General features: G+C 70.8%; 11 protein-coding genes. 3 read left to right on the forward strand and 8 right to left on the reverse strand.

The annotated features are described in order from the left end of the window. The first annotated feature begins 16 nt into the window (after positions 1–16). Positions 17–808 (forward strand): SURF1 family protein, encoded by a 792-nt coding sequence (locus ACZ4FV_RS12650; protein ID WP_465322615.1) that lies wholly within the window; start codon positions 17–19, stop codon positions 806–808. 99 nt (positions 809–907) lie between these two features. Here ACZ4FV_RS12650 and ACZ4FV_RS12655 read toward each other — a convergent pair whose 3' ends face one another. From ACZ4FV_RS12655 to ACZ4FV_RS12685, 7 genes are all read right to left on the reverse strand, one after another. Next, positions 908–2,812 (reverse strand): S9 family peptidase, encoded by a 1,905-nt coding sequence (locus ACZ4FV_RS12655; protein ID WP_465322616.1) that lies wholly within the window; start codon positions 2,810–2,812, stop codon positions 908–910. Positions 2,813–2,820: 8 nt separating this feature from the next. Further along, the gene (locus ACZ4FV_RS12660) at positions 2,821–3,354 is read right to left on the reverse strand and encodes a cell wall hydrolase (RefSeq protein ID WP_465322617.1); all 534 of its coding nucleotides are present in this window, start codon (positions 3,352–3,354) and stop codon (positions 2,821–2,823) included. Then, entirely contained in the window at positions 3,338–4,636 is a 1,299-nt protein-coding gene (locus ACZ4FV_RS12665) for an MFS transporter (protein WP_402234420.1), read from the reverse strand. The genes ACZ4FV_RS12660 and ACZ4FV_RS12665 overlap by 17 nt, the downstream gene beginning before the upstream one ends. 211 nt (positions 4,637–4,847) lie before the next feature. Further along, entirely contained in the window at positions 4,848–5,351 is a 504-nt protein-coding gene (locus tag ACZ4FV_RS12670) for a hypothetical protein (protein ID WP_465322618.1), read from the reverse strand. Positions 5,352–5,410: 59 nt separating this feature from the next. Beyond that, on the reverse strand, positions 5,411–5,788 hold the full coding sequence (locus tag ACZ4FV_RS12675) for a hypothetical protein (RefSeq protein ID WP_465322619.1): 378 nt from the start codon (positions 5,786–5,788) through the stop codon (positions 5,411–5,413). Between the two features lie 298 nt (positions 5,789–6,086). Continuing rightward, complete coding sequence (locus ACZ4FV_RS12680) at positions 6,087–6,278, reverse strand: DUF397 domain-containing protein (protein ID WP_465322620.1); 192 nt, start codon at positions 6,276–6,278, stop codon at positions 6,087–6,089. Beyond that, the gene (locus ACZ4FV_RS12685) at positions 6,275–7,117 is read right to left on the reverse strand and encodes a helix-turn-helix domain-containing protein (RefSeq protein ID WP_465322621.1); all 843 of its coding nucleotides are present in this window, start codon (positions 7,115–7,117) and stop codon (positions 6,275–6,277) included. Before ACZ4FV_RS12685 ends, ACZ4FV_RS12680 begins: the two co-directional genes overlap by 4 nt. A 147-nt stretch (positions 7,118–7,264) precedes the next feature. Between ACZ4FV_RS12685 and ACZ4FV_RS12690 the strand changes: the two genes are divergently transcribed. Further along, on the forward strand, positions 7,265–7,723 hold the full coding sequence (locus ACZ4FV_RS12690; RefSeq protein ID WP_395866620.1) for an ATP-binding protein: 459 nt from the start codon (positions 7,265–7,267) through the stop codon (positions 7,721–7,723). A 106-nt stretch (positions 7,724–7,829) separates the two neighbouring features. Here ACZ4FV_RS12690 and ACZ4FV_RS12695 read toward each other — a convergent pair whose 3' ends face one another. Next, positions 7,830–10,001: a plasmid pRiA4b ORF-3 family protein gene (locus ACZ4FV_RS12695; RefSeq protein ID WP_402234424.1), complete on the reverse strand. Its 2,172-nt coding sequence runs from the start codon at positions 9,999–10,001 to the stop codon at positions 7,830–7,832. Positions 10,002–10,214: 213 nt separating this feature from the next. Between ACZ4FV_RS12695 and ACZ4FV_RS12700 the strand changes: the two genes are divergently transcribed. Further along, positions 10,215–13,166 (forward strand): DEAD/DEAH box helicase, encoded by a 2,952-nt coding sequence (locus tag ACZ4FV_RS12700; protein ID WP_465322622.1) that lies wholly within the window; start codon positions 10,215–10,217, stop codon positions 13,164–13,166. The last annotated feature ends 38 nt before the right edge of the window (positions 13,167–13,204 follow it).

Genomic DNA, 13,204 nt, shown 5'->3' on the forward strand with positions numbered 1-13,204 from the left:
CGGTTACCGTTGGGGGGTGTACCGGTTCCTGCTCCAGCCGCGCTGGCTGGTCTTCCACATGATCGTGCTCGTCGCGGTCCCGGTGTGCGCGGCGCTGGGGTTGTGGCAGTTCCATCGCTACGGCGAGCACAAGGGAGGCGGGAGCAGCGGGGAGAAGGTGTCCTCGGCTCCCGCGGTGCCGATCGGTGAACTCGTGCCGCTCGGCGGCCGGGTGGAGGGATCCGACCGCGGCCGCTCGGTCACCGTCACCGGCAGCTATGACGCGGCGCGGCAACTGATGGTGCCCGGGCGCCGACTCGACGGACGCACAGGGTCGTACGTGGTCACCCCGCTGCTGGTCGACGGCGCCCCGGCGGTCGTGGTCAACCGGGGCTGGGTCGAGGGCACGAGCGTGCCCGCGCCGCCCGCCGGGCCGGTCACCGTCACCGGTCGGCTGGAGTGGTCGGAGGCCGAGCACACCTCGAACGCGGACCGGGCCACCGACCTGCGAGCCGGTCAACTCTCGATGATCAGCACACCCGAACTCGTCAACCTGCTGCCCTATCCGCTCACCGACGGTTTCGTCGCGCTGACCGCGCAGACCCCGGCCGCCGACTCGGCCGCGCTCGCGCCGATGCCGCCGAGCAAGGAGTCCGCGAGCGGCGGCATTTCCGGGCGCGCGTGGCAGAACCTGGGCTACACCGCACAGTGGTTCGTCTTCGCGGGCGCCGCGGTGTTCGTGTGGTGGCGGGTGGTCCGCCGGGAGGCGGACGACCGGGCCGAGGAACGGGAAGCGGAGTTGCTGGCGGAGTTGGGCGTCAAGACCTGAGGCCGGCGGGGCGCAGTGTTCGGGCCCGGCGCTCGCGGAGCCGGGCGTCGAGGATGCGACGCCCGGGCCCGCGGCCCGACACGCCGGCCCCGTCCTCCACTACGCCGGGTTCGGGATCGGCAGGCCGATCACGCTGTCCACGAAGGCGAACTCCTTGCGCATCTGCCGGATGCGCTCCTCGACCACCAGCGAGCCGTGGCCCGCGTCGTAGCGGTAGACCTCGTGCGGCTTGCCGAGCTGCGCCAGGCGCTCGACGTAGTTCTCGATCTGCTTGATCGGGCAGCGCGGGTCGTTCTCGCCGGCGCTGATGTACACCGGCACCCGCACCTGTTCGACATAGGTCAGCGGCGAGGAGGCGGCCCAGCGCTCGGGTACCTCCTCGGGCGTACCGCCCAGCAGCGTGCGGTCCATCGCCTTGAGCACGTCCATCTCGTCGTGGTACGCCGTGACGTAGTCCGCGACCGGCACCGCGGCCAGCCCCAGCGCCCACGCGTCGGGCTGCACGCCCAGGCCGAGCAGGGTCAGGTAGCCGCCCCACGAGCCGCCGGAGAGCACGAGCCGCTCGGGGTCGGCCAGGCCCGACTCGACGGCCCACTCGCGTACCGCGCCGATGTCCTCCAACTCGATCAGGCCGATCCGCACCCGCAGCGCGTCGGTCCAGTCCTTGCCGTAGCCGGTCGAGCCCCGGTAGTTGACCCGGACCACCGCGAAGCCGTGGTCGACCCAGGCCGCGACGTCCGCCGCGAAGTGGTCGCCGTCGTGCGCGGTGGGCCCGCCGTGGATGTTGAACACGGTCGGGAACGGACCCTCGCCGGCGGGCTTGGACACCAGCGCGTGCACCTTGCCACCCGGCCCCTCGACCCACGCGTCGGAGACCGGGACCGAGCCGGGCGGCCGCTCGCCGGGCGGGGTGAGCAGCACGTCGCCGGCGGTCGAGCGCAGTTCGGCCGGGGTCGCGCCGTTGGACCAGTGGTACTCGACGCTGCCGTCGGGCCGCGCACCGGCGGCGCCGATGGTGCCGGGCGGGGTGTCGATCCGGGTGAGCTCCTTGCTCGCCAGGTCGTAGCGGTAGAGCTCGGAGCGCCCGTGCTGCTCGTGGTCGATCAGCAGCGCCCGGCCGTCCGGATACCAGTCGGCGGACAGGTCGCCGGGCAGGCCGAGGTCGAGTTCGGTCTCGACGCCGGTCAGCGGTTCCCACAGCAGCGGCTCGTCCCGGCCGCGGCGCTGGTGGATGACCAGCATGCGCTGGTCGCCGGCGACCGGGGAGAAGCCCATCGCGGACAGGTCGGAGTCCGGTTGGCCGCCCTCGGGGCCGTCGTGCAGGTCGGCCACCGGTGTGCCGTCCAGGCGCAGGACGCGCAAGGACGAGTGCATCGCGTCGCCGTGCTCGTTGTGCGCGATGGCCAGGTAGGTGCCGTCCTCGGACAGCGCGGACAACCACGCCGACTCGGTGTGGCGGTACACGGTCACCGGCTCGGCGCCCGGGCGCGCGACGTGGATCGTGGAGCCCTCGTCGTCGGTCATCCGGCCGACCACCACGGTGCCGTCGTTCGCCAGGCCGAGGCCGCCGGGGTAGGACGGTTCGAGGCCGGGAACCGCGACCTCGTCCGGGCCGCCGTCGAACGGCTGGCGCATCCACACGCCCAGCTCGTCGCCGTCGGTGTCCGCGAACCACCAGATCCAGCGCCCGTCCGGGCTGATCCGGGAGGACGCGGTGCCGTTGGGCCGATCGGTCACCTGGCGTTGTGCGCCGCTGACCCGATCCCACGCGTACACCTCGAAGGTGCCGGAGGCATTGGAGACGAAGACGGACTTGGCCGGCGCGTGGTCGGCCCAGCGCGGTAGGCCGATCCGGGCCGCCCGATAGCGGCGTTCCCACGCCGGGACGGCGGGCGGGGGCGAGCCGGCCGGGGATCGGTCCCCGGTGGTCGCGGCGGTGTCCAGGGCGGCGTTGCGGGTCGGATTCGGGGCGGCGTTCGGGGTGCTGTTCTCGCGAGCGGGCATGTCGCAATTCAACTACGGGAGGGGCTGCTTCTGTTCCGTCCTCGACGGCACCGCTTGACTCCGAACAGACGTGCGTATCGGGGGCGGGCGGCGAATTGCGCGTACGACCAGATCGCGGGCCGGCCGATCTCCCGGCACAGGTGCAGGACCCGATCCGGGCCCAGATGTACCCCGATGTGCGCCGCGTAGCCCGGATCCCGGTCCGGGCGCGGGCCGCCGTCGAACAGGAGCAGGTCCAGCGGCTCGGGTTCGCCCACCACCCGGACGGTCGCGGTGTCGTCGGCCCACAGGTCGGACGAGTGCAACGGCGGCACGCGCAGGCCGTGGTGGGCGAGGAAGGCGTAGGCGTAGAGCTGACAGTTGGCCCCCGCGGCCAGGTCGCCGGGCGCGACGGCCTGCGGGTGTCGGGCGTAGACGTACGGGACGTCCCGAAAGCGTGCGGGCAGGACGGACAGTGACGGGTCGTCGCGAGCGTCGGTCGTCGCCGGCGAGTCGTCGGTGGGGTGGGTTCGCGGTGACAGCGCGTCAGGGGTGTCGGGCATGCTTGGGATTCAATCCGAGGCAGACCACGAGTTCCACCAGCGTCATCGCGAACAGCACGCCGAACACCGCCGTGTACTCGCCGGTCGCGTCGTGGATCGTGCCGAAGACGATCTGCAACGCGGCGGCGATCGGGTAGCCGATCAGGAACGTCATCGCGGACAGCCGACCGGCCGCCGCCGGGCTCGGCGCGAAGCGCACGAGCATCACCAGCATCAACGGGAACGCGCCGCCGAGGGTGAGGCCGAGCAGCGCGATGGTGGGCCACGGCGCCAGATCCGGCGCGAACGCGAGCAGCCCCATGCCGGCCACCGCACCCGCGACGGTGACCGCGAACAGCGGCCTGGGGTCGGTGAAGCGGTCCGCGAGCAGCGGGATCACCAGACCGGAGACGATGCCGGTGAGGCCGAACACGGACAGCAACAGGCCCGCGCGCTCGGCACTCCAGCCCTGCTCCTCGTAGGCGGCGGGGACCCAGCCGACCACGCCGTAGTAGGCGGTGGTCTGCATGACGAGGAAGACGGCGAGGATCCAGGCGACGGGTCGACGCCACGGCGAGGCGTCCGCGACCGGTCGGGTGGCGGGTCCACCACTCGGGGCTACCGCCACCGGCTTCGCGTCGCCCCGCGGGTCCGCCGCGGGCGCCTTCCTCACCGACGCGGTCCGCCGGATCACCGGGTACCACGCGAGCAGCCCGAGCACCGCCGGGATCGCGACCACGCCGAGGGAGAGCCGCCAGGACCCGAACGCCTCCGACAGCGGTACGGCCAGCGCGCTCGCACCCGCCGCGCCGACCCCGACCGCCGCGCTGTACAGCCCGGTGACCGCCCCCGCGCGCTCGGCGAAGTGCGTCTTGACCACACCCGGCAGCGCCGCGCCCAGGACCGCGATCCCGGCACCGGCCACCAACGTGCCCAGGAAGAGCAACACGACCGAGGCCCCACCCAGCCGGATCAGCACCCCCACGAGCAGCACGACCACCGACGCGGCCACGGTGCGCTCGTACCCGTACCGAGCGGCCCCACGGTGCGCGAGCGGCGCGAACACCCCCATCGACACCACCGGGATAGCCGTCAACACCCCGGCCGCGGCCCCCGACAGTCCGAGGTCCTCCCGAATCGAGGTAAGCAGCGGCGGCACATCCGTGATCGCCCCACGCAGATTGATCGCCACCAGGAACAGCGCGACCAACGTCAGGACGGCCCCGGGCGCCCGCTCGGCTCGCCCACTCGGCACAGACTCGGCGACAAGATCACGACGCACCTGCGCACGGGCTGACGGCATGGCTGTACTACCTCGTTCGTAAAGACGACAACGGCTGCGCTCGCGGACACCCGGCGGAGCGAACCGAAGCGGACCAACCGACCAACCATAGACATGGGCCGCTTGATTCCCGCCGGCCGGAGCCCGTGCACGGCTCGGACCTCGACCGCGGCTGCACCGGGCGTCACACGGCGTGCGCCAACCGTGCCCACCTACGCAGATGCGCCATCGCCTAACGCCGTACGTTGAAGAACGTCAAGCCCTGCTGATCCGAGTCCTGCGCCTGGCCGCTCGCCGCCACGATCGCGAGTTGGACGCCGACTTTCCTGATCCAATCGTCGTCCGGGATGACGACCTTTCCGGAGAACGAGCCATCCGCGGCCGCGCGGAACTCGCCGAGCTGCGGATTCATCGGATCCTGGCAGATCACCTGAACGATTTTGCCCGGCTGGAACCCGATGCCCGAGATCCGGATGGGCGTCCCCGGAGGACCCGAACTCGGCTCGATGGTGATCTCGGTATTGGCAGAGGTCGCGGCCGGCGTTTTGCCGTTGTCCTCGGTCACGCGCCCCACGAGCCACGCCACGGCGACGATCGCGGCCACGGCGACCGTGACCAGCATGACCAGCGTGAGGGGCCCCAACTGCTTGACGATGCTCTTGTTGTTGTGGGTGCGTGAACTGTTGTCCACGGTCATGTCGTGGCCGGCCTGGTACGCCGAGGCGTGGTCGTTCACCGAAGAGTGCATGTCCGACCGACTGGGGTGCTCGCCCGGGGACGGCGGCGGTGGCTGCGTCATGACGAGGTCTTCTTGACCGTCATGTCGCGACCGGCCAGATAGGCCTCTCCGTGGCCGGAGACGTTGGCGCTCATCCGGATGTTGGTGATGCCGGCGCGAGCGGCGTCGGGCAGCAACGGAGTCAGCTCTTCATCGAGGACGCGCTGCAACTCGGCCCGCAGCGAAGGGTCCTCGGACAGGAGCCGCCTGAGCTTGCGCTGCCAGTCGCCGATCAGGGCCTCTTCGACGGAACCGTCTCCGACCGCCCGTGCCTCGGTTACCTCGGTGCGGCAGTGCGCCAGTTCCGCCTCGATGGCCGGGACCTCCTCGGCCCGGCGTTGCCGCCAGAACGCCACCACGGCCTGGCGTGCCTGCTCCCAGGTCTGCGTCGCCATAGCCCCAACCACTGCGGATGCCGCAGCAAGTGTCAACGGATCCACGCGATTTCCCCCTCGCGTCCGGAATGCCACCCTCAACGGTAGCCGGCAGAGAGACACTCCGCGCGTGTTCGCGACTATTCCGCGCCAGGAGTTCGGTTTGTTGACGAATCGCTCGACCTATCGCGGTCGCGGAGGAATCGGCGTCGTGGGATCGTCCGCAACGCGAGCGACAGGTGGAGACGTTCGCGAAGCAATGGCATCGAGCACGAGGCAGTCGCGGCGGAAGCCAAATGTTTGTCCGCAGCTGTGCGGATCAGCCCCTGTTACCTGCCGTACCTGCAATGAAGTGGGACCAGGCGGCGGGCGAAACCGTGAGAGGCCGGATGCGCACGTCCTTGGAGTCGCGGACACGAACCGTGCCGGGCCGCACGGCGATCTCGACGCAATTGCCGCCTCCGGTGCCGCTGTAACTGCTCTTGAACCACGTTGCTTTGGTGGCGGTCATAGCGCTCCCCGCAGTTGCTCAAGCAGGTCGATGGAGGCTTCCAGGCCGAGAGCCTGCGAGCGCATCTTGCCATAGCGTTGTTGAAGCCCACTAACGTGCTCCGTCCGGGTGATGAGTGCGCTGTGATCATGCCCTTCGAAATAGCCGACCCACTGATTACCCGGCATCTCGGCGAGGTACAGGGCGCCGTCGAGTCCTGCGTGATCCCGCTGTCGAAGAGGCATGATCTGCACTTCCACGTTTCGAAGTCGTGCGCATACGAGCATGTGATCGATGAGACGGCGCGTTGTTTCGGTGCCTCCCGTTTGACGCTCGATGAGCGATTGTTCGACGACGAACCCGAACGCGGTGTTACCCCTATCGGTCAACAATCGCTGACGTTCCAGCCGTGCGGCGACTTGAACCTCCAGTTGGTCGTCCGTCAGGGGCGGAAGTCGACTGCCGCATACGGCGCGAACGTAGCTCTCAGGCTGAAGCAACCCCGGTACCACGCGGCACTCGTAGGCGTACAGCGATACCGCGTCCTCCTCGATCCCCGCCCACTGCCGGAACCACGACGCCAATCCCGCCTTGCGCGACAAGCTCTGCGCCGCCGCCTTCAGCACGCGCCCCGCGGTCGGGCCGAGCGCCGCTTCGGAGCGTGTCACCAGGTCCTTGGGCGGGAAGCGTTTGCCCTGTTCGATCTTGGCGACGTAGTGCCCCGAGTAGCCCACGAGTGGCGCGAACTCTTCTTGCGTCAGCCCGGCTTCGTCTCGAAGAGCCTTGAGCACCACGCCGAACGTCTTGAGACTGTCCGACAACTCGGGCTCACCGCACCTGCCAACATTCTCCGCCGTCATCCCTGCCACCCTCCGTTCCCGAGCCCCGGCAACGTGGTTCATTGTCACGGTGGGTTACTCACCCAGTCCATATGGTCAACCAGTACAGATCCGGTTGTACTGGCACAATCCCTGTTCTCGACCCCGTCGAGCTGCGAACTCTGGGGGATGACCTTTCCACTGATGCAAGTCGGCGCCACCGCACGCGTGTTCACCCGGTGCTTCGCGGCGACCGGGAGCGGTGCGCGCCAGGCACGTCGTTTCGCCACGTACCAGCTGGCGACCTGGGGCATCCCGTACGGCAGCAGGGCATCCGAAACGGTGGCCCTGGTGGTCGGAGAACTCGCCGCGAATGCCGTGCTGCACGGACGTGTTCCGGACACCGACTTCGTGCTACGACTCGCCTACGACAGCGCGACCGGCGTTGTGCGAGTCGAGGTCGCCGACGCCCACCCCGCCCGACCCGTGTGTGCGCCTGCCACGCTCGGAGACGCCGAAAGCGGTCGCGGCCTGCTCATCATCCACTCCGTCGCGACCTGTTGGGGAGTAGCCGAGCAACCAGGACCGGGCAAGATCGTCTTCGCGGAAATGAACACTCACGAAGCGGAAGCCCCCGGGCCCGGATGAGTCGACGGCCCGGCGACCTCGCAAGCGGTCGTCAGCCCGGGTTGCCGCCGACTTCGCTGCAAGCCGATCCCCTCGGTCATGGTGAAGGCGTCCCATGCGCCCGACCTCACCGTCGGCGCCGGGATCCGACCTTGGTCGCGGACCTGCGCAGCCGCTTGGCCAGCGCCTTGTCCCGAGTCCTCAGGTGTCGCCCCGCCGCATCCAGGACGGCGCCGGTGGCCGGGTGGTCGCAGCGCCACAGGTCGTCGGCGATCTCATCGAGGAGGGGCAGCAGCGAGTCCCCCTCCTGGTCCAGGAATGTGGCCAGTGCCTCGTCGGCGACGCCGAGTGGACCCCACAGATGGTCCACGAGCCACCAGAGTTGGAGTTCCGTGCCGTGTCCTTCGGGAAGCTCGCCGCGACCGGCCAGCGTGATCGCCGCGATCTGGGCGCAGCCGGGGACCTGGGAGGCCGCGGCTTTGCGTAGGACCCTGAGCGCTGTGGGCTCGTCGAGCTGCGCAAGCACCGCTGTCGCGCTCAGCCGGCGCAGGGCCGCGTCGGCGTCCAGTCCGGCGCAGGAGTCGATGAGTTGGACCGCGGCCGGGCCCTGACCCCGGTGGCTGATCCAGCCGGCGATCTCGGCGCGCGCGGCGTCCTCGTCGTAGTCGAGCAGGCCGTCCAACAGGGTCGGGGCGTCCGCGGTGGCCAGTTCGCCGATCAGCGGAGCGGGGACTCCCTCGGTGAGCAGGTACTCGCGCAGGCCGTGGCGTCCCAGCGGGGTCAGCCTGAGCCGGATCCCGGGCAGGGCGAGGTCGATGCCGCCGGCGGTGACTCCTTGGAGGCCGGGCACGTGCAAGCGGATGTGATCGAGCTCCCCATCCGTCTTCTCCTCCACCTCTGCCGCCCGGTACTCGGCGAGGACCACGGCCGCTTGGTCGAGGATCCGCCGGAGGAGCAGTTCGACCAATCCGGCTTCCTGTTCGGAGAGGCCGTCGTCAAGAGCGCTGTCGCGAAGAGCCTCGGCGAGCAGCGCGGTGTCCAGCCATTCGCCGTCGGAAACCTCGTACAGCGCCCGCAGCACCACGGCCGCCAGGCCGGAGCCGTAGCCGTCCTTGTCCTCGTGCTCCAGGCCGAGCGCGACCGACAACATCGGGGGCAGGCCGAGGCTTTCGAGGTCGTCGAGGATGTCGAGTTCGCCGTCGAGCGACCGGCTCCAGAACTCCACGACTCCTTCGTCCTCCGCCGTGGCGGCCAGATCGGGGCCGGGACGTGCGGTGCCTGCGCCGATCCGCAGCAGACCCGTGTACAGGGCAAGCTGCCAGGGGTCGTCCAGGCAGGGCAGGTCGCCGGAGCTGCGCAGGCGCCCGAGCCGCTTGTCGCGCTCCGCCGGCTGGAGTGCGCCCAGTTCGTCGTCCAGTGACCACAGTTCGAGTTCCTGGACGGCCCGGCGGCCGAGTGCGGGTTTGAGCACGTCCCGGGACGTGACGGCTCGTCCGCCCTCGCACCAGTGGGCAAGGCGGAGCGCGGCGTCGATCAGCGGCACCTGCCGTGCGGCGTCGGCGAGGTCCGCGAGCGGCGCCAGGGAGACCGGGCGCACCGGGGCGAACTCCACGTCGAGGTCCTCGTCGTCGTGGATCTCTCCGCAGGAGCAGCGCCGCCCGTCGGGGGTGTCCTCGGCCGACCCGGATGCCGGGGTGGCCTTGGGCCGCCTCGGCTCCAGGGCGGCCAGTTGCCGGTCCAGGGCCGTGCGGTCGAAGGCAGCGGGGTCGAATCCCTCCTCGCGCAGGGATTCGACCCGGTCCGTCCACGGCTCGGGAGTCGGTGCCGGGCGGTTCTCGACGGCGTCGAGTACGCCCTGTAGCGCCCAGGCGCCGCCGGTGTCCTCGGCGGAGGGCATGGCGCGGCGTCCACCGGTGCAGTGGACGCGCCGGCTGCCGGAGGACGCGGGGAGGATCTTCTCCAGGGTGATCAGGTGCCGCCAGTTGTCACCGAAGTCGTAGGTGTACTCCAACCGCCTGCCCACGAAGGGCAGGAGTTCGGCCACGGACGCGGATTCCTCGTCGAAGTCGCGGCTCGGGTCGCGGTCCAACGGTGCGTCGAAGTCGACGAAACCGACGTCGGAGTCGGGTTCGGCGAAGCAGTGCAGGTGGGAGTCGTCCCAGCCGAAGCAGACCTGGACGATGTCGTGCAGGGAGCCGAGCGAGGTGTCGGCGGGCAAGGTGATCCGGCGCCAGATCGGCGGACTGGTGTTTCGCAGTGCGATCTTGAGCTGGTAGGTGGGCACGGGCTCGGCGGTCACGGCGAAGGTTCCCTCGAAGCGGAGGCGGAGGCGGATTCCGGCACCGGAGTGGGGGCTGCGTCGAAAATGCACAGCAGCCGCAAGGCGATGCTGACGGCGTCATCTTCTCGCATTGCGCCGAGTGGGCGTAGTCGCATTTGACACATGCTGTCCACCTGTGTGGATAGCCTTGACCTGCCGAGGGTTCGCGCGGGTTCCGCGCCTAGCTGTGGAGTGGGTGTGGTGGCGAAGATCTACCCGTCGGCGGAGTCCGCGAGCGTACGCACGGCCGAGTCCGGAGGGTCGGCCGCGTCCGGGGCGGCCCCTGCGGACCGGGAGCGACTGCTCGCTCTGCTGTCCGAACTCGCCGCGGGCGAGGCGGTGTTTCTTCCCGCGGACCCGCCCCGGTCGGGCCGGGTGGCCTTCTGGACATCCGGCGGCCGGCCGCCGGATCTCGGGGTGGAAGCCGAGCAACTCACCGTGGTGCGCCCGCGCGGCTCGTCCGTGAGCCGAGCCCGGGTGGGCGCCGTGCTGCTGCCGGTGGAGCAGGCGCTGCCGCTGCTGACCCGCTGCCGGGCGCTCGGTGTGGACGGCGGCGGGCGGGTGTCGGCCGGCACCGCGTTCTGGGGCACGGCGGCCCTGCACGGTCTGGACCTGGTGGCCCGGGGCCGGGTGCTGCCCGGGGTGTCACCGGAGGGCTTCGACGCGTGGCGGGTCGGCCCGCTGGACGTCGACGACCACGAGCGGCTGGGTGCCCTGGCCGCGGCCATGCCTCCCGAGGCCCGCGCGGTCGCGGTCCCCGGGCTTTCCCCGCTTGCCCTGCCGCCCGCCGAGCCGCTGCTACGGGCCTTCCTGGATGCGGTGGCCGATTCCCTCACGCGGCCTCCCGCTGCCCGCCAGGTGGCCGGCGGAACGGCGTTCGCGGTTCGAGCGCCGCAGTCCGTACCCGGGCAGCGCGCTTGGGCGGCGGAGGTCGCCGCCGGCCGCGACGCCGGTCTGGCGGTGTCGTTGCGGCTGGAACTGGGCCGTGCGGACTCCTTCCGAGCCGTGGTCCAACTACGCAGCCTGAGCGATCCCACCGTGCTCGCCGACGCCGCGGACCTGTGGTCCGGCCGGGCCTTCGCCCCCGAACTGTTCGGCCCACGGGCTCGGGTGGACACCTTGCTGACGCTGCGCCGGGCCGCTCGCGCCTGGCCCCCGGCCGCGCGGCTGCTGGAGGCGGCCGCCCCGACCGGCCTGGAGCTGTCCGACGAGGAGGCCAGGGCCTTGCTCAGTGACGCGGCCGAGAGCCTTGCCGCGGCCGGGGTCGCCGTGCACTGGCCCAAGGAGCTGGTCCGCGAGTTGACCGCCGCCGGGGTCCTGGAACCCGCTCGCCGCAAGGGGACACGGTCCTCGGCCGAGTCTTTCCTGTCCTCCGGCGGGCTGTCGGAGTTCCGCTGGCGGGTGGCGCTCGGCGACCGGGAACTCACCGAGGAGGAGCTGGAACGGCTGGTCCAGGCACACCGGCCGATCGTGCGGCTGCGCGACCAGTGGGTGGTCGTGGACCCGGAGTTGGTCCGCCGCCTGCGCCGGGCCGCGCAGTCCGGGGCACCGTCGCTGACCGCGATCGACGCGCTGGGCGCCGCGCTGACCGGCGACGTCGAGGTGGACGGCGAACGGGTGGCGGTCACCGCGAGCGGTGCGCTGGAGGAGCTGCGGTCCCGGATCGCCGACCCCGAGGCCCGCGCCGCGCGCGAGCCTCAAGGGCCCCCGAAGGCTCTGCTCGCGACCCTGCGTGACTACCAACTGCGCGGCCTGAACTGGCTGCACCGGATGACCTCACTCGGGCTCGGCGGCTGCCTCGCCGACGACATGGGCCTGGGCAAGACCGTCACCCTCATCGCACTCCACCTGCGGCGCCAGGAACGAAAGGCCACCGCAGGCCCCACCCTCGTGGTGTGTCCCGCCTCCCTGCTCGGCAACTGGGAGCGCGAGATCCTCCGCTTCGCACCGGCCACCCCGGTACGCCGCTTCCACGGCCCCGGCCGCGACCTGGACGGGCTTGAGAGGGGAGCCGAGGGCGGCTTCGTCCTGACCACCTACGGCACCATGCGCCGCGACGCCGAACGCCTCGCGGACCACCCCTGGGGTCTGCTCGTCGCCGACGAGGCCCAGCATGTCAAGAACCCGTACGCGCACACCGCTCGGGCGCTGCGCGAGATCCCCTCGCGGGGTCGGGTCGCGCTGACCGGCACCCCGGTGGAGAACAACCTGTCCGAGCTGTGGGCACTGCTCGACTGGACCACCCCCGGCCTGCTCGGCACGCTCACCTCCTTCCGCGAGCGCTATGCCAAGGCCGTCGAGGGCGACCGCGACGAGCAGGCCGCCCGGCGGCTGGCCGCGCTCGTTCGCCCCTTCCTGCTGCGCCGGCGCAAAGCCGACCCGGGCATCGCGCCCGAACTACCACCCAAGACCGAGACCGATCAGCCGGTGTCGCTGACGAAGGAACAGGTCTCGCTGTACGAGGCACTGGTACGCGAGCTCATGGCCGAGATCGAGGGGAAACAGGGCATCACCCGACGCGGTCTGGTGCTGAAACTGCTCACCGGCCTCAAGCAGGTCTGCAACCACCCGGCGCAGTTCCTGAAGGAGCCGGCCGGCGCGAAGCTGCCGGGCCGCTCCGGGAAACTGGAACTCCTGGACGAGCTCCTGGACACCGTCCTGGCGGAGGAAGGATCGGCCCTGGTTTTCACCCAGTACGTGGCCATGGGCAGGCTGATCGAGCGTCACCTGGCCGAGCGCGGTGTGGACACGCTCTTCCTGCACGGAGGCACCACGGTCAAGCGCCGTGAGGAGATGGTCGACGCCTTTCAGGCCGGCGAGAAAAAGGTGTTCCTGCTGTCCCTCAAAGCCGCCGGGACCGGCCTGAACCTGACTCGGGCCGGACACGTCATCCACTACGACCGCTGGTGGAACCCGGCGGTGGAGGACCAAGCCACCGACCGCGCCTATCGGATCGGACAGACCCAGCCGGTGCAGGTGCACAAACTGATCGCCGAGGGGACCGTGGAGGACCGGGTCGCGGAGATGCTGCGGCAGAAGCGCGAACTGGCCGACTCGGTGCTGGACTCGGGCGAGGCGGCCTTCAGCGAACTCGGCGACGACGAACTGGCCGAACTGGTCGCGCTGCGAAGGACGGGACGATGACCAGGCGTGCCGGGTCGGACCGGGGAACCAAGCCCGTG

Source organism: Embleya sp. NPDC025285, assembly GCF_055558835.1.